Genomic DNA, 24,067 nt, shown 5'->3' with positions numbered 1-24,067 from the left:
GGTTCGCGCGTTACTTCCTGGCCTTGACGCAGCCGTGGCGCTGCTCCTTCGACGGCGGATAGCCGAAGAATGAGGCGTAGCACTTGCTGAAGTGGCTGGGTGAGACGAAGCCGCAGGCGAGACCGACATCCACGATCGGCAGCTCGGAGTGCTGCAGCAGGCGGCGGCTCTCGGTGATGCGCAGTTCCATGTAGTAGCGCAGGGGCGTGGTGCCGAGCTGCTCCTGGAACAGCCGTTCGATCTGGCGCGGCGAGCGGCCGGCGTACTGGGCGAGCTGGGCCACCGTCAGCGGCTCCTCGATGTTGCTCGCCATCAGGTTGATCACTTCACGCAGGGGTTCGCTCATCTTCTCGTGCAGCGCCGGCCGCGCGCGGCGGTAGCGGGATTCCTCGAACGCGAGGATATCCACCACGGCGTCGGCCAGGTGACGGCCGTACAGCTGGTTGATCCACTCCAGCACCATGTTGAAGGCGCCGGTCGGGCTGGCGGCGGTGAGCCGGTCACGGTCGACGATGTAGCTTTCGCTGGTGACCTGGCTGTCCTTGGCGATTTCCGCCAGGGCGGCGCGGTGTTCCGGGTGAATGGTGCAGCGGTAGCCGTCGAGCTGGCCGGCGCGGGCCAGGAACCAGGCGCCGTTCCACAGCCCGGACAGGGCGATGCCCTTGTGTTGCGCCTGTTTCAGCAGTTGCCCCAGTTCCGGCATGTCGCGCAGCGCGGTGCGCAGGCCGCCGCATACCACCAGCAGGTCCAGCTCCGCCAGGCCTTCGCCGCTGGCACGTGCATCGGGGCAGATGACCAGGCCCAGATCGCTGGTCACCGAACCGCCGTCGAGGCTGAAGGTCCGCGTGGCGAAGGCCTGGCTCTGGATCAGGTTGGCGGTGATCAGGGTATCGAGCGCCTGGGTGAAGGCGGGCAGGGAGAAGTGCTCGAGCAGGATGAAGCCGACGCAGGAGGTCTGGATCGTTTCGCGCTTGTCGCCCACGAAACGCACGTTCTGGCCCTGCATCGCCTCGCTGAACTGTCGTCTGGTTACCAATCGCGACCTCGTCGTGCACCCGCGCAGGCACCACCGGCGTGCCTGTCTGTCCGGTGCCGCACTATAACCTGCGTTGGCCGGATCAGGTTGGCTCGAACGCCTGGCGATAGCGGCTGGGGGTGTCCCCCAGCGCCTGGCGGAAACGATTGCTGAAATGGCTGGCGCTGGCAAAGCCGCAGGTCATGGCCACCTGCGCCAGGCTCTGGCGGGTGTGGCGCAGCAGATGGCAGGCCAGCGCCATGCGCCTGGCCAGCACGTAGCGGTGCGGCGGCAGGCCGAAGCTGCTCTGGAACATGCGGGCGAAATGGTATTCGGAGAGGCTGCAGAGGCTGGCCAGGATATCCAGCGACAGCGGCTCGGCCAGGTGCTGCTCGATGTAGTCGCGCACGCGCCGGCGCACTGCCGGTGCCAGGCCGCCCTTCAGGCGCAGGCCCTGGCGCAGGCCGACCTGGTTGAGCAGGGCATGGTCGAGCAGCTCATGCGCCAGGCTGCTGGCCAGCAGGCGCTCGCCGGGCTCCTGCCAGTCGAGTCGGCAGAGCTGGCGAAAGCGCCCGGCCTGCTCGGCGTCCTCGAGGAAGGTCGCCTCTTCCAGCTGCAGGCTGCGCGGCTCACGGTCGAGCAGGGCGACAGCGCCGAGGGCAAACTGCTCCTGCTCGATATAGAGGTGGGCGAGCTGGATTTCGCCGTTGATGATCCAGGCCGACTGGTGCTCGGCGGGCAGGATGCACAGGCGGTCCGGCGCGCCGCAGTTGCCTGGTTGCTCGCGGCGGAAGGTGCCGGTGCCACCGGCCAGGTAGCAGGACAGCGTGTGATGGCTGGGGGCGAGGTAGTCGCGTGCATCGTGGGCGTTGCTCCAGTGCGCCACCGCCAGGCCGTCACCCAGCTCGGCAATGGCATGCAGCTGCGCATGCGGCGAGCGGCTCATGCTCTGGAATACCTGCAGGTTGTCGAATGTCGCCATCAGCTTCTCCCGGATGCCGCCATGCTACACCGGCCATCCGATAACGCCAGTCGCGGCGAGAAAAATGCGCAAGTTCGTGCAAGTGGCGGCGGTGCATCCCGGATTGCGACTGTCTGGCTGCTCGCGTGAAGTACGGGCCGAGGTTTTTTGCGCGTGGCTGCGGCGGCGCAGGGCGAGTCGGAGTATCGTGGCGAGCACTCGAACAATGATTCGCATCCCGGATGCCCTTCTCGATGACTGACCTGCGCTCGTTCGCCCTCGCTTCCCTGTTGATCACCCCCGGCCTGCTGGCCGCCGCCCCCTCCATCGATGACAAACCCGCCTTCATCGCCGACCTGGTCAGCCGCATGACCCTGGAAGAGAAGGTCGGTCAACTGCGCCTGATCAGCATCGGCGGCGACATGCCGCGCGAGCGCATCCGCGAGGAGATGGCGGCCGGGCGCATCGGCGCTACCTTCAACTCGGTGGTGCGCCCGGAGAACCGGCCCATGCAGGAGGCGGCGCTGCGCAGCCGCCTGGGAATTCCGGTGTTCTTCGCCTACGACATCATCCACGGCCATCGCACCACCTTTCCCATCGGCCTGGGCCTGGCGTCGAGCTGGGACATCCCGGCCATCGAGAACAGCGCCCGGGTCGCGGCGTTCGAGGCCAGTGCCGACGGCCTCGACATGACCTTCGCGCCGACCGTCGATATCTCCCGTGATCCCCGCTGGGGGCGTACCTCGGAGGGCTTCGGCGAGGACCCCTATCTGGTCTCGCGCATTGCCGCCGCCATGGTGCGTGGCTATCAGGGCAGCGACCCCAGCGATCCGCAGCGCATCATGGCCAGCGTCAAGCACTTCGCCCTGTATGGCGCGGTGGAGGGCGGGCGCGACTACAACGTGGTCGACATGAGCCCGATGCGCATGTATCAGGATTACCTGCCGCCGTACCGGGCGGCCATCGATGCCGGTGCCGGCGGGGTGATGGTCGCGCTCAACGCCATCAACGGCGTTCCCGCTTCGGCCAACAGCTGGTTGCTGCGCGACCTGCTGCGCCGCGACTGGGGGTTCAAGGGCGTGGCGTTGAGCGACCACGGGGCGATCACCGAGCTGCTGCGCCATGGCGTGGCCAGCGATGGCCGCGAGGCGGCGCGTCTGGCGATCAGCGCCGGTGTGGGCATGAGCATGGCCGACACTCTCTACGACCAGGAATTGCCGGGCCTGGTGCGCAGCGGCGCGGTGCCGCAGCGCGTGCTGGACGAGGCGGTCAGCCATGTCCTGGCCACCAAGTACGACCTTGGCCTGTTCCACGACCCGTTCCGCCGTATCGGTCGCGCCGGGGATGACCCGGCCGACGTCAATGCCGAGAGCCGCCTGCACCGTGCCGATGCGCGGGCGATGGCGCGCGATGCCCTGGTGCTGCTGGAAAACCATGGCGACACCCTGCCGCTGAAGAAGACGCAGACCGTGGCCCTGATCGGCCCGCTGGCCGACTCGCCGGTGGACATGCTCGGCAGCTGGTCGGCGGTGGGCGTCGCCGAGCAGGCGGTGACCCTGCGCAAGGGCATGCAGGCGGCGCTGCAGGGCCGGGGCAAGCTGCTGTTCGCCCAGGGCGCCAACGTCACTGACGATGCCCATGTGATCGACTACCTCAACCAGCTCAACTGGGACCGCCCGGAAGTCGTGCAGGACAAGCGCACGCCGCAGGCGATGCTGGAGGAGGCGGTCAGGGTCGCGCGCCAGGCGGACGTGATTGTCGCCGCGGTCGGCGAGGCGCGTGGTATGTCCCACGAGTCGTCGAGCCGCACTCGCCTGGACCTGCCCGACAGCCAGCAGGCCTTGCTGCGCGCCCTCAAGGCCACCGGCAAGCCGCTGGTGCTGGTGCTGATGAACGGCCGCCCCCTGGCACTGACCTGGGAGAAGGACAATGCCGACGCCATGCTGGAAACCTGGTACAGCGGCATCGAGGGCGGCCATGCCATCGCCGATGTGCTGTTCGGCGAGCACAACCCGGCGGGCAAGCTGCCGATCACCTTCCCGCGTTCGGTCGGGCAGATCCCCAGCTACTACAACCATCTGCGCCTGGGTCGTCCGTACACCCCCGGCACGCCTGGCAACTACACCTCGCAGTACTTCGAGGAGCCCAATGGCCCGCTCTATCCATTCGGCTACGGCCTGAGCTACAGCGACTTCCAGCTCTCGGCGCCGAAACTCTCGGCACCGCGCATGACGCCGGATGAGCGGATTCGCGTCAGCGTGACCCTGAAGAACGCCGGACCGCGTGCCGGCGCGACCGTCGTGCAGCTGTATCTGCATGACGAGGCCGCCTCGGTGATCCGCCCGGTGAAGGAACTCAAGGATTTTCGCAGGGTCAAGCTTGAGGCAGGCGAGACTCGCGAGCTGAGTTTCGAGATCGACGAAAGCATGCTGCGTTTCTTCGATGCCAGCCTGCGTCATGTCAGCGAGCCGGGTGCCTTCCGTGTCCAGCTGGGGCTGGATTCGCAAAGCGTGCAGGAGGCGCGTTTCGAACTGTTGCCACGCCAGTGAGGGGGTGGCCCTAGGAGGCAGAAAATATACTCGCGCGACCACCTGTGCCGGACTTCACGATCTGGTAATAATGCGCAGAAAGAATCCGCGCATGCGCAGGCACCACCGTCCGGTCGGTCGTCCGCATCGCGCTCGCGCTGTCGCTGTCCCATTCGCCTGTTTTCAACTCTCCGTAGCGGTCGCCCCCGGGCTGGCCGCTGCCTGTCAGTACGTGTTGCCCTGGAGGCTGTGTGTCGATGAGTCGTTGTTCTGGAGCCCGTATGGGCAAGGCCGGCAAGCTGGCCCTCTGTGTGCTCCCTCTGTTGTTCGCAGCCCAGAGCTGGGCATTCGAGTTGGACGATGTGGCGGTCAAGGCCAAGGCCCTGGCGGCCGAGAAGTACAGCGCGCCGCAGAGCAATCTGCCGGCATCCCTGCGCGACCTGCCGTTCGCCGGCTATCAGAAGGTGCGCTTCCGTGAAGACAAGGCCTACTGGCGCGACGGCAAGACGCCGTTCCAGCTGTACTTCTTCCACCAGGGCATGCATTTCGACCTGCCGGTGAAGATCAACGAAGTGACCGCCGAGGGCACGCGCGAAATCAAGTACGACCCGGCGATGTTCGACTTCGGCGACCTCGACCTGAAAGCGGAGGACCTCAAGGATCTCGGTTTCGCCGGTTTCAAGGTGATCCACGAGCTGAACGAGGCGGGCCGTCAGGATGAAGTGATGAGCGTGCTGGGCGCCAGCTACTTCCGCATCGTCGGCAAGGGCCAGGTGTTCGGCCTGTCCGCACGCGGGCTGGCCATCGACACCGCGCTGCCGTCGGGCGAGGAGTTCCCGCGGTTCACCGAGTTCTGGATCGAGAAGCCGCAGTCCGACCGCGGCACCTTGCTGTTCTATGCGCTGCTCGACTCGCCGCGTGCCACCGGTGCCTACCGCATGGAGATCGACCCGGGCCGCGACAGCGTGCTCGACGTGCAGGCCAAGGTCTACCTGCGCGAACCGGTGGAGAAACTCGGCATCGCGCCGCTGACCAGCATGTACCTGTTCGGCGCCAATCAGCCTTCGCCCCGTCACAACTATCGCCCCGAACTGCATGATTCCGACGGCCTGGCCATCCACGCCGGCAATGACGAGTGGCTCTGGCGCCCGCTGAACAACCCGCAGCGCCTCAACGTCAGCAGCTACCGCATCGACAACCCGCGTGGTTTCGGCCTGATGCAGCGCAACCGCGATTTCGGCCAGTACCAGGACCTCGACGACCGCTACGAGCTGCGCCCGAGTGGCTGGGTGGAAACCGTCGGTGACTGGGGCACCGGCCATGTCGAGCTGGTGGAAATTCCCACGCCGGACGAGACCAACGACAACATCGTCGCCCTCTGGCGCCCCGACAACCAGCCCGCCGTAGGCGAGGCGCTGGACGTCCACTACCGCCTGCACTTCAGCCGGAACGACGCCAAGCTGCATGACCCGCAGCTGGCCATGGTCACCCAGACCCGCCTGTCCGAGGGTGACGTGAAGCAGGCCAACCTGATTCGTCAGCCCGATGGCAGCACCGCCCTGGTGGTGGACTTCGCCGGCCCGGTGCTGGCCGAGCTCGCGGCGGACGCGGCCATCGAGCCGCAGGTCAGTGTCGATGGCAATGCCGAAATCGTGGAGAAGAACCTGCGGTACAACCCGGTGAGCAAAGGCTGGCGCCTGACCCTGCGCATCCTGGTCAAGGACCCGGCACAACCGGTGGAAATGCGTGCTGCCCTGGTCCAGGACGGCAAACCCCTGTCGGAAACCTGGAGCTACCAGCTGCCTGCCCATGAATAACTCCCTCGACGATACGCTGATCCAGGATTACCTGGAGGAACTGCCGCTCGACCCGCAGCGGCAGGAGGAACTGGCTCACCGCCTGGAGGAGGGCGGTGACCTGGCCACCCTGCACCATGCGCTGCAGATGCCGGAGGCGGCCAGCAGCGAGCCCCAGGAGGAAACGCGCGAGCTGCTCGAGTCGGTCCCGGCGCGCCTGGAGATGGGCTGGCCGGACGCACTCGAACGCGGTTGCCGCCTCGTCGAGGATCACCAGGGGCGGCCGACCATCGAGTCGACCCCGCCGATCAGGCGCACGCGCATCGTGCCGGAGCCCTGGCAGACCAACATCCTCGACCGTGGCTGGCGACGCCTGAAGGGCGAGAAGCCGACGCCACGCCCGCGTACCCGCGAGACCGAGGATTTCGCCGAGGCGCGCTGGCGGCAGGTCGCGTCGATGCGCCGTGCTGCCCTGTTGCTGCTGATGGTGGCGCAGACGGTGGTCGCCACCTGGTACATGAAATCGGTGCTGCCGTACCAGGGCTGGTCGCTGGTCGACCTGGGCCTGGTCTTCGAGCAGCCGCTGCGCGAGTCGGCGCGACAGATCCTGCCGTACGTAGTGCAGACCAGCATCCTGGCGCTGTTCGCACTGCTGTTCTGCTGGGTCTCGATGGGCTTCTGGACGGCCCTGATGGGCTTCTTCCAGCTGCTGCGCGGGCGTGATCGCTACAGCATCTCGGCCACTGCCTGCGGCAACGAGCCGATCTCGCCGAAGGCGCGCACCGCGCTGGTCATGCCGATCGCCAACGAGCACGTGCCACGGGTGTTCGCCGGCCTGCGTGCGACCTTCGAGTCGCTGAAGGCCACCGGGCAGCTGGAGCATTTCGATTTCTTCGTGCTCAGCGACAGCAACGACCCGGATATCTGCGTCGCCGAACAGCAGGCCTGGATGGAGCTGTGCCGCGAAGTGGAAGGCTTCGGGCGCATCTTCTATCGCCGACGGCGGCGCCGGGTGAAGCGCAAGAGCGGCAATATCGACGACTTCTGCCGGCGCTGGGGCAGCAACTACCGCTACATGGTGGTGCTCGACGCCGACAGCGTGATGAGCGGCGACTGCCTGACCAGCCTGGTCCGCCTGATGGAGGCCAACCCCGGCGCCGGGATCATCCAGACCGCGCCCAAGGCGTCCGGCATGGACACCCTCTACGCGCGCCTGCAACAGTTCGCCACCAGCGTGTACGGGCCGCTGTTCACCGCCGGGCTCAACTTCTGGCAGCTGGGTGAGTCGCACTACTGGGGCCACAACGCGATCATCCGCGTCAAACCCTTCATCGAGCACTGCGCCCTGGCGCCCTTGCCGGGCACCGGTGCATTCGCCGGGGCGATTCTCTCCCACGACTTCGTCGAGGCGGCGCTGATGCGCCGTGCCGGCTGGGGCGTGTGGATCGCCTACGACCTGCCGGGCAGCTACGAGGAGTTGCCGCCGAACCTGCTCGACGAGCTCAAGCGCGACCGGCGCTGGTGCCACGGTAACCTGATGAACTTCCGTCTGTTCCTGGTACGCGGGATGCACGCGGTGCATCGCGTGGTGTTTCTCACCGGGGTCATGTCCTATCTGTCGGCACCGCTGTGGCTGCTGTTCCTGGCGTTGTCCACCTGCCTGCTGGCGATCCACACGCTGATGGTGCCGGAGTACTTCCTGCAGCCCAACCAGCTGTATCCGCTGTGGCCAAGGTGGCAGCCGGAGGAGGCGGTGGCGCTGTTCTCTGCGACCATGACGCTGTTGTTCCTGCCCAAGCTGCTCAGCGTGCTGCTGATCTGGATCCAGGGCGCCGAAGCCTACGGCGGGCGCCTGCGCGTGCTGCTGTCGATGCTGCTGGAGGCTGGCTGTTCGGTGCTGCTGGCACCGGTGCGCATGCTGTTCCACAGCCTGTTCGTCACCGCAGCCTTCCTCGGCTGGTCAGTGCAGTGGAACTCGCCGCAGCGCGTGGACGATTCCACGCCCTGGAGCGAGGCCTTGCGCCGTCATGGCTCGCAGGTGCTGCTGGGGATCGCCTGGACAGGGCTGGTCGGCTGGCTCAATCCGGACTTCCTCTGGTGGCTGGCGCCGATCGTGGTGTCGCTGATCCTCTCGCCGCTGGTGTCGGTGCTGACCAGCCGCACCGCGCCCGGTCTGGCTACGCGGCGCAGCAAGCTGTTCCTCATCCCGGAGGAGCACGAAGTGCCGCGCGAACTGAGCAACACCGCCGAGTACGAGCGCCTGAACAGCGCGCGTGCGCTGCGCCAGGGCTTCCTGCGGGCGGTGGTCGACCCGCTCTACAACGCCCTGGTCTGCGCCATGGCGCGTGCGCGCCATGCCAAGGTGGTGCCTGCCGCCGAAGCCTTGCGTGACGAGCGGATCGAGGAAATCCTCGCGGCCGGCCCGCAAGGGCATGTCGAGGCCACGCGCTGGCGCCTGCTCAACGACCCCGACGGCATGGCGCGCCTGCATGCGCGAATCTGGCAGGAGCCGCAGCAGCACAGCTGGCGTGAGGCCCGCGACCGCTTGCGCGACGCCTGAGCAATCGACCCTGTGTCGCAGGTTCGCCTGCGACACACTTGCTTACAGCCAGGTTTTCCCATTGCTACCTGCCTCAGTGCACCATGGCGTCCTGCGATGACATGGGCCCTGAGACAGAGCCTTGGCCACCTATCTGGTGAAAACAAGATGGCATGTTGCTGCTCCTCCATCGCAATTGCCGGGCTGTTTCGCTGCGTGCACAGGAGGAGCCGTGCGTGGCGACGCCATTCACCTGACCTGATAGGAACCTGAATATGTCGAGCCTCAATGATTCTGCGCAGCGTTACGGCGTTGTGTCTCGTGTTTTGCACTGGGCCATGGCGGCGCTGCTGCTGTGGCAATTTCTCACTGTATTGGCGCCGGAAGACAGTGCTCTGGAGACGCTGACCGGCGGCACGCACAAGTCCGTCGGCCTGCTGCTGATGGTGCTGGTGGTCATCCGCCTGGCCTGGGCACTGTACAACCGGGGGCGTCGTCCTGCCGCGTTGAGCCGAGCGGCCAGCCTGGGTCATCGGGTCCTCTATGCACTGATGCTGGTGATTCCGTTGTTGGCGCTGATGCGCCAGTACGGTTCCGGGCGGGCCTTCGAGGCATTCGGCATGACCATCATGTCCGGCTTCGAGGGTGGCAAGATCGAGTGGATGATCGCCCCGGCCAGCCTGTTGCACGGCAACCTCGGCCAGCTGTTGCTGGTGCTGATCATCGGGCATGTGGTCATGGCATTCGTCCACCGTCGCCAGGGCGATGTGGATGTGCTCGGGCGCATGCTGGGGCGTTCGTCCTGAGCGCTATGGCGAATGTCTTACACGCCGAAGCGGTAACCGCTGCTGTTGTCGCTTCGGTCAGATCCTTAATCTACACACATCCCCTGCAGCGACGGATCGCTGAGGATCACGGATGATGACCAGGCCACGATGGCTACCGACAGGATGTCGGATGGTTGGGAAGAAACCCGCTTCGGCGGGTTTTTTGTTGCCTGCGCAAAAGCCAGGCCGCTCGCTGGCGCGGGCGGCATCTGGCGTTCAGGGCTCGCGGCTGACGAACAGCAGCAGCCCGAGCAGTGGCAACCCTGCCCCCAGCAGCGCCGCACCCTGCCAGCCGAACTGCTCGTAGATCGGGCTGGCCAGCGCCGAGCCGATGGCCCCGCCGATGAAGATACTGGTCATGTACAGGGCGTTGAGGCGGGCGCGGCTCTGCGGCTCGAGGGCGTAGATGCTGCGCTGGCCGAGCACCATGCTCATCTGCACGGCGAAGTCGAGGACGATGGCGGTCGCCACCAGGCCGACCCAGCCCAGGCCGTCGCTCAGCAGATCGGGGACGAAGGCCAGCGGCGCCAGCAGCAGTGCGACCAGGCTGGCGCGGTAGGTATGCCCGGCATCGGCCAGGTGCCCGGCGATCGGCGCTGCCACCGCGCCGATGGCGCCGGCCAGGGCGAACAGGGCGATGTCCTGCTGGCTCAGCCCCAGGTGACGGGCCAGCTCCAGCGGTGCCGCCGTCCAGAACAGGCTGAAGCTGGCGAACATCAGGCCCTGGTACAGCGCCCGGCGACGCAGGATCGGGTAGCGGCGCAACAGTTGCACGAGCGAGGCCAGCAACTGGCCGTAGCTGGCGCGGTGAGCGGGCGCATGGCGCGGAATGGTGGTGGCGATCACCAGGCTGATCAGCAGCATCAGGCTGGCGGCCATCAGGTACACCGCGCGCCAGCCGAACTCGCCGGCCACCAGGCTGGCCAGCGGCCTGGCCAGCAGGATGCCCAGCAGCAGGCCGCTCATGATGTTGCCGACCACGCGGCCGCGGCTGGCCTCCGGCGCCAGGTTGGCCGCCAGCGGGATCAGCATCTGCACCGACACCGAGCTCAGGCCGATCAGCAGCGCCAGGCCGAGGAACAGGCCGGGCTGGCTGGCGAACGCGGCCGCCAGCAGGCAGAGCAGGGCGGCGGCGGTGGTGATCAGCATCAGCCGGCGGCTTTCCAGCAGGTCGGCCAGCGGCACCAGGAACAGCAGGCCGAGGGCATAGCCGATCTGCGTCAGCGAGACGATCAGGCTGGCCCGCTCGGCGTCGAGGCCGACATCCGGGGCGATCAGCTCGATGATCGGTTGTGCGTAGTAGAGGTTGGCGACGATGGCGCCGCAGCACAGGGCGAACAACAGCACCAGTGTCTGCGGCAGGGATGGTGACTCGCGTGTGAGCGAGGAGGTCTGGCTGGTCATGCGCTGTTCTCGGTGGCAATGGGCGGCAGGCGCAAGAGTAGGGGGCCGGCTGGCTACGGAGAATCCACCGTCCGAGCAACAGTGCGTTGCGTGTCGTGCAACGCCGCTCAGCCCTGCAGCAGGCCTTGCAGGAATGCACTGAAGGCGGCGATCCGCCTGGAGCCCCGATGGTTCGGCAGGTACAGCAGGTGGATGGTGCCTTCGTGAGGCCCGGGTGCCACTTCGTAGTCCGGTAGCAGGCGCTGCAGCTGCCCCTGGGCCACGTCGTCGCGCACCAGCCAGTCCGACAGCAGCGCCACGCCCTGACCCGTCAGGGCCGCCTGGCGCAGGATATCGGCGTTGTTGCTGCGCAGGCGCCCCGTGACCGGCACCTGCAAGGTCGCGCCGTCCTGCTCGAAGCGCCAGTAGTGCGCCGGGCTGCCGTAGTCGTATTGCAGGCAGGCGTGCGCCTGGAGCGCGCTCGGATGCGCGATCGGCGGGGTGCGCGCCAGGTACTCCGGGCTCGCCACCAGCCAGCGGCGGAAGCGCCCAACCTGCTGGCTGATCACGTCATCGCTGACGATGGATGATCCCAGGCGCAGGGCCAGGTCGATGCGTTCGCTGAGCAGATCGACCACCTCGTCGGTCACGCGCAGGGTCAGCTCCAGTCGCGGGTGGCGCTCGAGCAGCTCGCCCAGGTGCGGCGCGATCAGGCGGCGGGCGAATTCCACCGGCACGCTCACCGCCAGGCGACCGCGTACCTCGTCGTCCTTGTCGGCCACCGCGGCGTCGGCCTCGTCGAGGGCGTCGAGTATGGCCAGGGCGCGTTCGAAGTAGTCCCGCCCGGCTTCACTGACGCTGACCTGGCGTGTGTTGCGGTTGAGCAGCACGCAGCCCAGCTCCTGCTCCAGCGCGTTGACCGCGCGGGTCACCGACGAGGTGGCCAGCCCCAGCTGCCGTGCAGCAGCGGAAAAACCGCCGCAGCGAACGGTGGTGACGAAGGTGCGCAGCGCCAGCAGCTTGTCCATCGAGTGCCCCGGTTGAGAATGTCCGCTGCGCAGCTTGCGCGATTGCCAGGCACTAAGCCAGGCATTGTGTGGCGCCCTGCGCCTTGCGCGTGTACCACAGCACCCGGCTGACGCCACGGGTGATGGCCACGTAGGCCAGGCGCCGGGCCTCGTCCTGCATGGCCTGGTCGTAACTGCCGGTGAAGAAGCCGCACTGGGCGTAGAGGGCATTGCGCAGCGGGTGTTTCTCCACGGGCAGGCAGTCGTCGAGGATGATCGCCACCTCGGCCTGCAGGCCCTTGGCGCGGTGGATGGTCAGCGCTCTCACCGGCAAGGCCTTGTCGAGCTGCGCCCGGACCTGCTGCAGCGGCTCGTTGCGGCGGCTGAGCAGCAGCACGGCGGTGCGGTCGGCGCCGGGGCGGCTGGCGACATGCGCGCACTGCGCACGGATTTCGTCGAGCAGGCGCGGCAGGCCGTTGCTCAGCTCGAAGCGCTGGATCAGCTTCACACCGTGGTCGCCCGGCTGCATGGCCTTGGCCGCGACGCAGGTCTTGGCCTGCTTGCTGCGGACCTCGGCGAGCACTTTCTCGGCGTCGCGCAGCACCGGCTCGATGCTGCGGTAGTTGGTGCCCATCAGCAGGGTGGTGCTCTTGCCACGGCCACGGCTGGGGAAGTGCCGGTCGAAATCGATGAACAGCTCCGGCGAGCTGCCGCGCCAGCCGTAGATCGACTGCCAGTCATCGCCGATGGCCATCAGGCTGATGCGCTCGCCGGCGCTGTGCAGGCGGCGATGCACGGCCTGCAGCCACAGCACGATCTGCGGCGAGATGTCCTGGAATTCGTCGATCAGCAGGTGGCCCAGGGCGAGCAGGGCCGGCCCCGGCTTGCCGGCATCGGCACGTTGCAGGCGCTCGCTGAGTTGCGCGAAGGCGCCGTTGAAGCTGATCAGCCCCTGGCTGTGCAACAGGGCGGTGAAATGCTCCTGGAAGCGCTGCATGGCCTCGATGAAGTCACGTTCGCGCGCCGCGCATTGCAGTGTCTTCACGTCCAGGTGGTCGAGGCGGATACCCAGGCTCGCGGCGAAGTCGATCTGCCCGTACAGCAGTTCGAACAGGGGCAGGGCGGCGAATTCGCCGGGCAGCTTGCAGGCGTCCAGTGGCGCCTTGGCGGTTCTGCCCTGCGTCTCCTGTGGCGCGGGTAGCTTGAGCAGGCGATGACTGAGGAGGCGAAAGCGCGCGTCCTCGGCATAGGTACTCTGGTAGGCCTGCTTGAGCAGGCGCTGCTGGGCCGGGTGCAAGCGTGCGCCAGTCAGCGGGTTGTCCGGCTCCGCGGCGGGTTCGTCGAGCTGCTCGAACCAGCGGGGGCTGCCCAGTTGCTCCTTGGCCAGCGCCGCCATGGCAGCATGAAAGGTACGCACGCACTGGCGGGCATCCTGTCCGTACTGCCAGAAGTCGAGCAGGCGCTGCAGGCGCTCGCGCAGTTCGCTGCACGAGGCGTTGGTGAAGGAGATCACCGTCAGCCGCTGCGGGTCGATCTGCAGGTGGCAGAGCATGAACACCACGCGCAGCACCAGGGTGCTCGACTTGCCCGAGCCGGCGCCGGCGAAGATGCGCGTCAGCGGGGCGCGGCACAGAATCATCGCCCACTGTTCGTCCGACGGTGCGCCGATCAGCCCGGCGCCGACGGCCTGGGCCACCCGCTCGCGCATGGCCTGCACCTGCGCCTCTTCGATCTTCAGGCGGGTGGCAGGGTAGATGCCGGCCGGGCCAGGCTTGCTCCTGGCCGCCTTGCCGCTGCTGCTCTTCTTGCCTCCGCTGGCTTTCTTGCGCGCTTGCTTGCGTGCCGGCTTGCGCGGTTGTGCGGCCTCACGCTCGGCGCGCAGGTAGGCGGTGGTGCGGGGGAAGTAGCGGGCGAGGGCGCTGGACAGCAACTGTTTGTAGCGGGCGACGGCAGAGAACATGCAGTGAGAACGACTTGTCTGGCAAAAGCCGCATGATAAAGCCTTGGGCGCGATAGCAGGCAGTGATGGCGCAGCGATAAATGCGCAACTTTGTGCAAGCACGAGGCCAGCGCTGCTTCCAGACTGTACGCAGTCTTGGGAGAAACTCGATGAACCTGTCGCTCTACCTGCTTACCGTACTGATCTGGGGCACCACCTGGATCGCCATCAAACTCCAGGTCGGCGAGGTGGCGCTTGCCGCCTCCATCGCCTACCGCTTCGCCCTGGCCTCGCTGGTGCTGTTCGTCATGCTCTGGCTCAGCGGGCGCCTGCAGCCGCTGGATCGCCGCGCCCAGGGGATCTGCGTGGTGCAGGGGCTGTGCCTGTTCTGCCTCAACTTCCTGTGCTTCTACACCGCCAGTCAGTGGATTCCCAGTGGCCTGATCGCGGTGATCTTCTCCACCGCGACCCTGTGGAATGCGATCAATGCGCGGCTGTTCTTCAAGCAGCGCATCGCCAGCAACGTGTTGCTGGGTGGCGCCCTTGGCCTGGGCGGGCTGGGGCTGCTGTTCTGGCCCGAACTGGCCGGCCACCAGGCGACCCGGGAAAGCCTGCTGGGCATCGGCCTGGCGCTGTGCGGCACGCTGTTCTTCTCGGCCGGCAACATGCTCTCCAGCCTGCAGCAGAAGGCCGGTCTCAAGCCGCTGACCACCAACGCCTGGGGCATGCTCTACGGCGCCTTGATGCTGGTGCTGATCTGCCTGGTCAGCGGCACGCCGTTCGCGTTCGACTGGAGTCTGCGTTACGTCGGTTCGCTGCTGTACCTGGCGATTCCCGGATCGGTGATCGGTTTCACCGCCTACCTGACCCTGGTCGGGCGCATGGGGCCGGAGCGTGCGGCCTACTGCACCGTGCTGTTTCCGGTGGTGGCGCTGAACATCTCGGTGTTCGCCGAAGGCTACCAGTGGACGGCCCCGGCGCTGCTCGGCCTGGGCCTGGTGATGCTGGGCAACGTGCTGGTGTTTCGCAAACCCCGGCCGGTGCTGGCGCAGGCCCGCGCCTAGGTGCCGCGAATCAGCTTGCGCAGCATGAAGCGATTGGGGTGGCTGGCCTCGGCCACTTCGCGCGGCACCGGCAAGGGCTCGCCGTTCAGCCAGGCGGCGATCAGCTCGCCTGACAGCGGCGCCGTGATCAGCCCGCGCGAGCCATGGCCGCTGTTGATGTACAGGCCGGGCAGCCAGGGGCAGGGTGCGTCCGGTACCTGGCGGGCGTCCCTGGCCAGCACGGCATAGGCCTCGGCGAAGGCCGACTGCTCGGCCAGTGGCCCGACCAGCGGCAGGTAGTCCGGGCTGGTGCAGCGGAAGGCGGCGCGGCCATGCAGCGTGGCGGGATCGAGCGCCGGCGCACCCAGGCGCTGGCTGAGGTCCGTGGAGATCTCCTCCAGCAGCGCCAGGTTGCCGGCGTGTTCGGCAACGCTGGGCGTGAGGTCGTCACTGTGAAAGTCGAAGCTGGCGCCGAGGGTGTGTTCCCCCTCTCGCGGCGGGGCGACATAGCCTTCGGCGCAGACCACCGTGCGCAGCGCGCGGCTGGCGTCGCTGGCCGGCAGGCGGCTGATCTGCCCGCGAATGCGCTTGAGCGGCAGGTTCGCGGCAGGCAGCAGGCGGCCGATCTCGGCAGCGCAGGCCAGCACTACGACAGGCGCCTCGGCCAGCACGCCGCTGGCCCCGCTGACCTGCCAGCGGTCAGCCTGGCGCTGCAGGCCCAGCGCCTCGCGGTAGGTCTGCAGGCTGATCAGCGGGTGCTGCACCAGGTGCCGGCACAGCGCCGGCGGGTGCACCCAGCCAGCATCGGGGTAGAACAGACCACCGGCGGGCAGGGCGACAGCGGCGCGCTGCTCGGCTTCGGCCTGGCTCAACGGCTGCAGCAGGTCGGCGGGGAAGGCGGCGGCCAGTTTGCCTTGGCGTTCGCTTTCCTTGGCGTCGAAGGCCAGCTGCAGCACGCCGCAGGCATCCCAGTCCTGGCCGCGCTGCAGGCGTTCGAGCAGGCGCCGGGTGTAGCCGAAACCGGCGACGATCAGGCGCGACAGCGATGTACCATGGGCCGAGAGCTTGAGGTAGAGCACGCCCTGCGGATTGCCCGAGGCCTCGCGGGCGACGTCGTCCTGGCGTTCCAGCAGGGTTACCCGCCAGCCGCGCGCAGCCAGGCTGGATGCCGTGGCGCAGCCGGCCAGGCCGGCGCCGATGACCACAGCATGGCGTTCGGCGCTGGGCGGCTCGGGGCGGGCGAACCAGGGTGCGACGGCCTGGCGGTGGGTGTGCTGGAAAGGCCCGGCGAGCATCTCGCGCTTGTGGCCGAAACCCTTGACGCGAACCATGGCGAAGCCGGCTTCGATCAGCCCGCGGCGGACGAAACCCGCACTGGTGAAGGTGGCCAGGGTGGCGCCGGGGGCGGACAGCCGGGCCAGTTCGGCGAACAGCTCCGGCGTCCACATCTCCGGGTTCTTCGCCGGGGCGAAGCCATCGAGGAACCAGGCGTCGACCTGTGCGTCGAGCTGCGGCAGGCAGTCGAGCACGTCACCGATCATCAGCGTCAGCACCACGCGGCCGCCGTCGAGCAGCAGGCGCTGGAAACCCGGATGAATCGCCCGGTACTGCGCCAGCAGCGGCGTGGCGAAGGGCGCCAGTTCCGGCCACAGGGCCAGGGCGCGCTGCAGGTCGGTGGCGCTCAGCGGGAATTTCTCGACGCTGACGAAATGCAGGCGGGCATCGGCCGGCGCGTGTTCGGCGAAGGCCTGCCAGGCGCAGAGAAAGTTCAGCCCGGTGCCGAAGCCGGTCTCGCCGATCACCAGGCTGCCGCCGGCCGGCAGGGCCTGGCAGCGCTCGCTGATACGGTTGTGGGCGAGGAACACGTGACGGGTTTCCTCCAGGCCATTGGCGCGGGAGAAGTACACGTCGCCATAGCTGCGTGACAGTGGCTGGCCGTGTTCGTCCCAGTCGAGCTGGGCGTTGTGCAGATCGGGCATGACGGGGTTCCGGGCAGAGCAGGCGGCGATTCTACCCGTTGTGCAGGGTGTTTTCCCGGCCCAGGTCAAGTCGCGGTACTTCGGCGTCAGGCAAAGTCGCGGCCTATCCGTTAGGCTGTCATGACCATTCCAGGGAGGTCACTGCATGTTCGAATCCGCCGAAATCGGCCGCACCATCGACAAGGCCACGTTCGAGGCCGAAGAGCCGGCGTTGCGCGAGGCGTTGCTGGAAGCGCAGTACGAGCTGAAGCAGCAGGCGCGCTTTCCGGTGATCGTGCTGATCAACGGTGTCGAAGGGGCCGGCAAGGGCGAGACGGTCAAGCTGCTCAACGAGTGGATGGATCCACGGCTGATCCAGGTCAGCACCTTCGATCTGCAGACCGACGAGGAGCTGGCGCGTCCGCCGGCCTGGCGCTACTGGCGTCAGCTTCCGCCCAAGGGGCGCATGGGCGTGTTCTTCGGCAACTGGTACAGCCAGATGCTGCAGGGGCGGGTGCACGGGCGTTTCAAGGATGCCGTGCTGGATCAGGCCATCGACGGTGCCGAGCGCCTGGAGCGCATGCTCTGCGACGAGGGTGCGCTGATCTTCAAGTTCTGGTTTCACCTGTCCAAGAAACAGATGAAATCGCGCCTCGAAGCGCTCAGGGACGATCCGCTGCACAGCTGGCGCATCAGCCCGCTGGACTGGCAGCAGTCGAAGACCTACGACAAGTTCGTGCGCTACGGCGAGCGCATCCTGCGTCGCACCAGCCGCGACTACGCGCCCTGGTACGTGGTCGAGGGCGTCGACCACTACTACCGCAGCCTGACCGTCGGACGCATCCTCCTCGAAGGCCTGCAGGCGGCATTGGCCAGCCCGCAGGGGACGAAGTTGCAGCCGCACGCCGCGCCGCTGATCTCCAGCCTGGACAATCGCGGCCTGCTGGCCAGCCTGGACATGACCCAGGCGCTCGGCAAGGACGACTACAAGGAACAGCTGGCCACCGAGCAGGCGCGTCTGTCCGGCCTGATGCGCGACAAGCGCATGCGCAAGCACGCCTTGCTCGCGGTGTTCGAAGGCAACGACGCGGCGGGTAAGGGGGGCGCGATTCGCCGGGTCACCGGCGCCCTGGACCCGCGCCAGTACCGCATCGTGCCGGTGGCCGCACCGACCGAGGAGGAGCGTGCGCAACCCTATCTGTGGCGGTTCTGGCGGCACATCCCGGCGCGCGGGCACTTCACCATCTTCGACCGCAGCTGGTACGGCCGCGTGCTGGTGGAGCGGGTCGAGGGCTTCTGCAGCGAAGGCGACTGGCTGCGCGCCTACGGCGAGATCAACGACTTCGAGGAAGAGCTGACCAGCGCCGGGGTGATCCTGGTGAAGTTCTGGCTGGCCATCGACCAGCAGACGCAGTTGCAGCGCTTCAAGGAGCGCGAGCAGATCCCCTTCAAGCGCTTCAAGATCACTGAGGAAGACTGGCGCAACCGCGACAAATGGGATGACTACGCCGATGCGGTGGGCGACATGGTCGACCGCACCAGCACCGAGATCGCCCCCTGGACGCTGATCGAGGCCAACGACAAGCGCTTCGCCCGGGTCAAGGTCCTGCGCACGCTCAATGAGGCCATCGAGGCGGCTTTCGCCAGGGACTGATGCCTGTCGCGGCTAAAGCCCCTCCCACGGTTTCCGTGCGCATCGGCAGGCGCGCTGCGCATGGGCCGGAATGGTGGGGCGTCTGTAGGTGCGCATCGGCGGGAACGGCGGAGTGTCTGTAGGAGCGGCTTCAGCCGCGACGCTCTTGATCGTCACGGGCGGCAGCTGTGCTGCGGCCTGGTGAGGGTATTGGGCGGCCTTCGCTGCAGGCTCAGGCTCTATCGCGGCTAAAGCCGCTCCTACGGGATCGTGCGCATCGTCCGGAACGGTGGGGCGTCTGTAGGTACGCATCGGCAGGAACGGCGGAGTGTCTGTGGGAGCGGCTTCAGCCGCGATGCTCTTGATCGTCACGGACGGCAGCTGTGACGCGTCCTGGTGAGGGCTTTGGGCGGCCTTCGCTGCCGGCTCAGGCTCTATCGCGGCTAAAGCCGCTCCTACGGGTTGGTGTGTATCGGCCGGGACGGTGGAGCTTCTGTAGGTGCACATCGGCAGGAACGGCGGAGTGTCTGTGGGAGCGGCTTCAGCCGCGATGCTCTTGATCGTCATGGACGCCATCTGGGCGACGGGGCCTGGCGATGCTTTGATCGACCCGAATAGCGCTCGAGCTAGGAAACCTGGCGATGCGCTTGAACAGCGCAACCACCATCCGGGCTGGCCAGTCCCGGGCCATGCTTTCGGTCGAGCGGGCCTCGCCCCTGGTCCCATCGACCCGTATACGCCAGATCAATGATGGTCGCTTCCCGGCAGTAGCTGGATTTATCTTCAGTGCATTCGCCATCCAATAACAACGAGGTGCGTCATGCGTGAAGTGGTGATCGTCGACAGCGTACGGACTGGCCTGGCCAAGTCCTTCCGCGGCAAGTTCAATATGACCCGGCCGGACGACATGGCCGCCCATTGCGTCGATGCCCTGCTGGTGCGCAACGGCATCGACCCGAAACTGGTCGATGACTGCATCGTCGGGGCGGGCTCCAACGAGGGTGCGCAGGGCATGAACATCGGTCGCAACGTCGCGGCACTCTCGCACCTGGGCAACCCGGTGGCGGGCATGACGCTCAACCGCTTCTGCTCCTCCGGCCTGCAGGCCATCGCCATCGCCGCCAACCAGGTGGCGTCCGGCTGCAGCGAGATCATCGTCGCCGGTGGCGTCGAGTCCATCACCATGACCCTGAAAAGCATGAATATGGACAACCTGTTCAATCCGCTGCTGCAGCAGGACAACCCCGGCATCTACTACCCCATGGGCAAGACCGCCGAGATCGTGGCCAGCCGTTATGGCGTGACCCGCGAGGCGCAGGACGCCTATGCCCTGCAGAGCCAGCAGCGCACCGCGCGTGCCCAGGCTGCGGGCCTGTACGCCGACGAGATCGTGCCGATGGCGGTGAAGTACCAGGTCGAAGACAAGGCCACGGGCGAGAAGCGGATCGTCGACGGCGTGGTCGAGGCGGATGACTGCAACCGCCCGGACACCACCCTGGAATCCCTGGCCAAGCTGCAACCGGCGTTCGATCCGGCCGGCAGCGTGACGGCCGGCAACGCTTCGCAGCTCTCCGATGGCGCCTCCATGACCCTGGTGATGAGCCTGGACAAGGCCCTGGAGCTGGGCCTCACGCCCAAGGCGTACTTCCGTGGCTTCACCGTTGCCGGTTGCGAGCCGGACGAGATGGGCATCGGCCCGGTGTATTCGGTACCCAAGCTGCTCGCGGCCAAGGGCCTGAGCGTGGCCGACATCGACCTGTGGGAGCTGAACGAGGCCTTCGCTTCGCAGTGCCTGTACTGCCGCGACACCCTGGGCATCGACAACGACAAGTACAACGTCAATGGCGGCTCCATCTCCATCGGCCATCCCTTTGGCATGACCGGCTCGCGCCAGGTCGGCCACCTGGTGCGTGAACTGCAACGGCGTGAGCTGCGCTACGGCATCGTCACCATGTGCGTCGGCGGTGGCATGGGTGCCAGCGGGCTGTTCGAGGCGTATCGCGGCTGACGAGGCGCTGTTCGGCGCCCGTGTCGCCACGGGCGTCGGAACCGCTGGACAAGGCGTGCCCTCGGCGCCTGCCGCGTCGGCTTATTTTTTCCTGCCTGCGCTGCCTATAATCGGCCTCCGTCAGCCCCAGCCTGCGAGTCGCCGTCGATGCCCTTTGCCGAGAACCTGATCGCCTTCACCCTGGCAGCCAGCCTGCTGACTCTCACGCCGGGCATCGACACGGCGCTGGTGCTGCGCACGGCTGCCGTCGAGGGGCGACAGCAGGCCTTGCGCGCCGCCCTCGGTATCAATGCCGGCTGCCTGCTCTGGGGCGCGGCGGTGGCCTTCGGGCTGGGCGCGCTGCTGGCCGTCTCCGAGTTCGCGTACAACCTCCTCAAGTACTGCGGCGCAGCTTATCTGGCCTGGCTCGGGCTGAACATGCTGGTGCGCCCGCGCACCTCGCTGGCAGCAGCGCAGGCCACCGGCACCCCCGGCGCCAACTGGTTCCTGCGCGGTCTGCTGGGTAATGTGCTCAACCCCAAGGTGGGCATCTTCTACGTGTCCTTCCTGCCGCAGTTCATTCCGCACGGGCAGCCGCTGATTGCCTGGACCTTCGCCCTGGTGGGCATCCACGTGGCGCTCAGCCTGGTCTGGGCGCTGCTGCTGATCGGCGCGACCCGGCCGCTCGGCCACTGGCTGCGCCGTGAGCAGGTGATCAAGTGGATGGATCGCGGCACCGGCCTGGTGTTCGTGCTGTTCGCTGCACGTCTGGCCCTGAGCCGGCGCTGAGTCCTGCCTCGGCGGCGGCATGCTTTACTCTGTGCCGGCACAACAGACGACCAGGCGGTGACGATGGATCGGTTTCAGGAAATGAGGGTGCTGCTGGCGGTGACCGAAGCCGAGAGCTTCGCCGGTGGCGCCAAGCTGCTGGGCATCTCGCCGCCCAGCGTGACCCGTGCCGTGGCGGCACTGGAGGCACGCCTGGGCACGCTGTTGCTGGCCCGCAGCACGCGCAGCCTGCGCCTGACCGAGGCCGGCCAGCGGTATGTCGAGGACTGCCGGCGCATCCTGCTCGAACTGGAGGAGGCCGAAGAGCTGGCAGCCGGTGGCAGCGTGCGGCCGCGTGGCCGGCTGACGGTGACGGCACCGGTGATGTTCGGCGAGCTGTTCCTGATTCCACGCATCGCCCAGTACCTCGATCTGTACCCGGAGGTGGAGATCAACGCGCTGCTGGTCGACCGCGTGGTGAACATGATGGAGGAGGGCATCGACATCGCCGTGCGCATCGGCTCGTTGCCCGAGGGCGATCACCCGGCACTGCAGGTCGGGCAGGTGCGCCAGGTGCTGTGCGCGTCTCCGGCGTTCCTCGATCGTGTCGGGCGGCCACGCCATCCGGATGAGCTGCGCAGCGCGCCCATCGTCATGCCCAGTGGCAGCGGGCTGCTCAGTCACTGGCAGTTCAGCGCTGCGGACGGCGCCTTCGGTTTCACCCCCACACCGCGTTTCACCGTCAACTCCAACCAGGCGGCGATCAGTGCGGCGCGCCTGGGCTGGGGCTACACCCGTGTGCTGTCCTACCAGGTTGCGGCGGCGGTGGCCCGTGGCGAGGTCGAACTGGTGCTGGAAGCCTTCGAGCCGCCTGCGCTGCCGGTGCACATCATTCATCAGGGCGGTCGCCAGGTCTCGGCCAAGGTGCGAGCCTTCGTCGACCACTGCGCGGCGAGCTTCCGTGCCGACCCGGCCTTGCGGGCGGCCGGCCAGCCACCCGCGGCATGAACCCGTACCGTGAGATGCAGGTGTTTCTCGCCGTCGTTCAGGCGGGAAGCCTGGCCGCTGCCGCGCGGCAGTTGCAGCTGTCGCCGGCCAGCGTGATGCGCAGCATCGCCGCGCTGGAGCGGCGCCTGGACAGCAGGCTGCTGCTGCGTGGGCCGCGTGGCGTCAGCCCGAGCGCGGCCGGTGAGGGTTTCGCCGAGCGTTGCGAGGGCATTCTCCAGCGCGTGGCAGAGGCCGAGCGCTCCGTCTCGGGGCTGCACGCGAACCCGGCCGGGCATCTGCAGGTGGCGCTGCCGTTGCTGATGATCCATCAGGTGCTGACGCCCATCGCTCTGGGTTATCTGGCCGCGTTTCCTGACGTCAGCCTGACCACCCTGGCGCGTGAAGAGCTGCCACGGCTGGTGGAAGAGGGCGTCGACCTGGCGCTGGTGGTCGGCCACCTGCCCAGCTCGTCCGGCTTCGCCGTGCCGCTGGGCCAGGTGCGGCCGCTGGTCTGCGCGGCGCCGGACTACCTGCAGCGCCGGGGCCGGCCGGACACTCCGCAGGCCTTGCACGCGCATCGCATCATCGCCACGTCCTCGACGGGGCATGTCGCCGACTGGCGCTTCGCCAACCAGCAGACGAAGCTTGTGCCGCGCCTGGTCTGCAATACCGCGCAGGGGGCAATTCGGGCGGCGGTTGCCGGTTTCGGCCTGACGCGCTGCCTCAGCTACGAGGTCGATCAGGAGTTGCGCAGTGGTCAGCTGCAGACGGTGCTGGACGACTTCGCCGCCGCGCCCCTGCCGGTGCAGCTGTACTACCGCGAAGGGCGGCGGGCTGCCGCGCGGGTGCGCAGTTTTCTCGATTTCGTGGTGCCGCGCCTGCGTGCCCACCCGGCATTCCGGGGCTGATCGACTGCTTGATTGCAGAAAGTGAAATAGTGGATTGCCTTGGATGGGGATTCTTTTAATCGATGGTTGAGGTGAACATGGCCCCATCGTCGCGAAGGCAAGTCGTCTCGCGGTGACCTTAGCCAACCCCAAGGAGTCATCGCCATGTCCCGTCCCGCTATCAAACTGTACAACTTTCCCCGTTCCGGCCATGCCCACCGCGCCGAGCTGATGCTCTCGCTGCTGCAACTGCCGACCGAGCTGATCTTCGTCGATCTGGCCAAGGGCGAGCACAAGACGCCAGAGTTCCTCGCGCTCAACCCCTTTGGCCAGGTGCCGGTGATCGATGACGGCGGCACCATCATCAGCGATTCCAACGCCATTCTCCTGTACCTGGCCACGCGTTATGGCAATGACGACTGGCTGCCCAAGGAGCCTGCCGCCGCCGCCCGCGTGCAGCGCTGGTTGTCGGTGGCAGCCGGCCAGGTGGCCTTCGGCCCGGCTGCCGCGCGCCTGGTGACGGTGTTCGGTTACGCCTTCAACAGCGAAGAGGTGATCAATCGCGCCCATGCCCTGTTCAAGATCATGGAAGGCGAGTTGAGCGACACCCCGTTCCTCACCGGTGACAAGCCGAGCATCGCCGACGTCGCCAACTACTCCTACATCGCTCACGCGCCGGAAGGCAACGTGTCGCTGGAGCCCTACCCGAACATCCGTGCCTGGCTGGCGCGCATCGAGGCGCTGCCGGGTTTCGTGCCCATGCCGCGTACCGCCGCCGGTCTGCAGGCCTGATTCACGCCCGCTGCCGG

17 protein-coding genes are annotated in these 24,067 nt (G+C 67.3%); 11 read left to right on the top strand and 6 right to left on the bottom strand.

All coding sequences use genetic code 11. The features are described 5' to 3' along the window. Positions 1–10: 10 nt before the first annotated feature. Positions 11–1,006: a GlxA family transcriptional regulator gene (locus FIV02_RS13145; protein ID WP_172979218.1), complete on the bottom strand. Its 996-nt coding sequence runs from the start codon at positions 1,004–1,006 to the stop codon at positions 11–13. A 112-nt stretch (positions 1,007–1,118) separates the two neighbouring features. Continuing rightward, the gene (locus FIV02_RS13140; protein ID WP_152488858.1) at positions 1,119–1,997 is read right to left on the bottom strand and encodes a helix-turn-helix domain-containing protein; all 879 of its coding nucleotides are present in this window, start codon (positions 1,995–1,997) and stop codon (positions 1,119–1,121) included. 233 nt (positions 1,998–2,230) lie between these two features. On the opposite strand from FIV02_RS13140, the gene bglX reads away from it, so the two are divergent. The 4 genes from bglX to FIV02_RS13120 all read left to right on the top strand — a co-directional run bounded on the left by bglX (position 2,231) and on the right by FIV02_RS13120 (position 9,645). Then, positions 2,231–4,525 carry a beta-glucosidase BglX gene (bglX, locus tag FIV02_RS13135; protein ID WP_371923157.1) on the top strand — a complete coding sequence of 765 codons (2,295 nt, stop codon included), beginning with the start codon at positions 2,231–2,233 and terminating at the stop codon, positions 4,523–4,525. Positions 4,526–4,785: 260 nt separating this feature from the next. Beyond that, positions 4,786–6,321, top strand: coding sequence for a glucan biosynthesis protein G (locus FIV02_RS13130; RefSeq protein ID WP_152490124.1), 1,536 nt, complete (start codon positions 4,786–4,788; stop codon positions 6,319–6,321). Continuing rightward, the gene (gene mdoH / locus FIV02_RS13125; protein WP_152488856.1) at positions 6,314–8,860 is read left to right on the top strand and encodes a glucans biosynthesis glucosyltransferase MdoH; all 2,547 of its coding nucleotides are present in this window, start codon (positions 6,314–6,316) and stop codon (positions 8,858–8,860) included. Before FIV02_RS13130 ends, mdoH begins: the two co-directional genes overlap by 8 nt. 254 nt (positions 8,861–9,114) lie before the next feature. Next, the gene (locus FIV02_RS13120; RefSeq protein ID WP_152488855.1) at positions 9,115–9,645 is read left to right on the top strand and encodes a cytochrome b; all 531 of its coding nucleotides are present in this window, start codon (positions 9,115–9,117) and stop codon (positions 9,643–9,645) included. Between the two features lie 237 nt (positions 9,646–9,882). Here the strand turns inward: FIV02_RS13120 and FIV02_RS13115 are convergent, their stop codons facing one another. From FIV02_RS13115 to FIV02_RS13105, 3 genes are all read right to left on the bottom strand, one after another. Continuing rightward, positions 9,883–11,070, bottom strand: a complete 1,188-nt coding sequence (locus FIV02_RS13115) for an MFS transporter (protein WP_152488854.1) — start codon at positions 11,068–11,070, stop codon at positions 9,883–9,885. Positions 11,071–11,177: 107 nt separating this feature from the next. Beyond that, complete coding sequence (locus FIV02_RS13110; protein WP_152488853.1) at positions 11,178–12,077, bottom strand: LysR family transcriptional regulator; 900 nt, start codon at positions 12,075–12,077, stop codon at positions 11,178–11,180. A gap of 52 nt (positions 12,078–12,129) precedes the next feature. Beyond that, complete coding sequence (locus FIV02_RS13105; protein WP_152488852.1) at positions 12,130–14,016, bottom strand: DEAD/DEAH box helicase; 1,887 nt, start codon at positions 14,014–14,016, stop codon at positions 12,130–12,132. 149 nt (positions 14,017–14,165) lie between these two features. Between FIV02_RS13105 and FIV02_RS13100 the strand changes: the two genes are divergently transcribed. Next, on the top strand, positions 14,166–15,059 hold the full coding sequence (locus FIV02_RS13100) for a DMT family transporter (RefSeq protein WP_037048004.1): 894 nt from the start codon (positions 14,166–14,168) through the stop codon (positions 15,057–15,059). Here FIV02_RS13100 and mnmC read toward each other — a convergent pair. Further along, a complete protein-coding gene (gene mnmC / locus FIV02_RS13095; RefSeq protein ID WP_152488851.1) occupies positions 15,056–17,017 on the bottom strand; it encodes a bifunctional tRNA (5-methylaminomethyl-2-thiouridine)(34)-methyltransferase MnmD/FAD-dependent 5-carboxymethylaminomethyl-2-thiouridine(34) oxidoreductase MnmC in 1,962 nt (653 codons plus the stop codon). The genes FIV02_RS13100 and mnmC overlap by 4 nt on opposite strands. A gap of 145 nt (positions 17,018–17,162) precedes the next feature. On the opposite strand from mnmC, the gene pap reads away from it, so the two are divergent. The 6 genes from pap to FIV02_RS13065 all read left to right on the top strand — a co-directional run bounded on the left by pap (position 17,163) and on the right by FIV02_RS13065 (position 24,050). Further along, positions 17,163–18,650, top strand: a complete 1,488-nt coding sequence (pap, locus tag FIV02_RS13090) for a polyphosphate:AMP phosphotransferase (RefSeq protein WP_047592526.1) — start codon at positions 17,163–17,165, stop codon at positions 18,648–18,650. Positions 18,651–19,449: 799 nt separating this feature from the next. Then, positions 19,450–20,637 carry a thiolase family protein gene (locus FIV02_RS13085; RefSeq protein ID WP_152488850.1) on the top strand — a complete coding sequence of 396 codons (1,188 nt, stop codon included), beginning with the start codon at positions 19,450–19,452 and terminating at the stop codon, positions 20,635–20,637. A 147-nt stretch (positions 20,638–20,784) separates the two neighbouring features. Then, entirely contained in the window at positions 20,785–21,405 is a 621-nt protein-coding gene (locus tag FIV02_RS13080; protein WP_037047994.1) for a LysE family translocator, read from the top strand. A gap of 63 nt (positions 21,406–21,468) precedes the next feature. Next, positions 21,469–22,392, top strand: coding sequence for a LysR family transcriptional regulator (locus tag FIV02_RS13075; RefSeq protein WP_152488849.1), 924 nt, complete (start codon positions 21,469–21,471; stop codon positions 22,390–22,392). Then, positions 22,389–23,279, top strand: a complete 891-nt coding sequence (locus FIV02_RS13070; protein WP_152488848.1) for a LysR family transcriptional regulator — start codon at positions 22,389–22,391, stop codon at positions 23,277–23,279. The genes FIV02_RS13075 and FIV02_RS13070 overlap by 4 nt, the downstream gene beginning before the upstream one ends. Positions 23,280–23,423: 144 nt before the next feature. Further along, complete coding sequence (locus FIV02_RS13065; RefSeq protein ID WP_152488847.1) at positions 23,424–24,050, top strand: glutathione S-transferase family protein; 627 nt, start codon at positions 23,424–23,426, stop codon at positions 24,048–24,050. Positions 24,051–24,067 lie beyond the last annotated feature (17 nt).

This window comes from Pseudomonas sp. THAF187a (genome assembly GCF_009363395.1).
Classification (GTDB): Bacteria; Pseudomonadota; Gammaproteobacteria; order Pseudomonadales; family Pseudomonadaceae; genus Aquipseudomonas; species Aquipseudomonas khazarica.
Note: the sequence above shows the minus strand (reverse complement) of the source record. Positions and strands in the feature narration are given on the sequence as shown.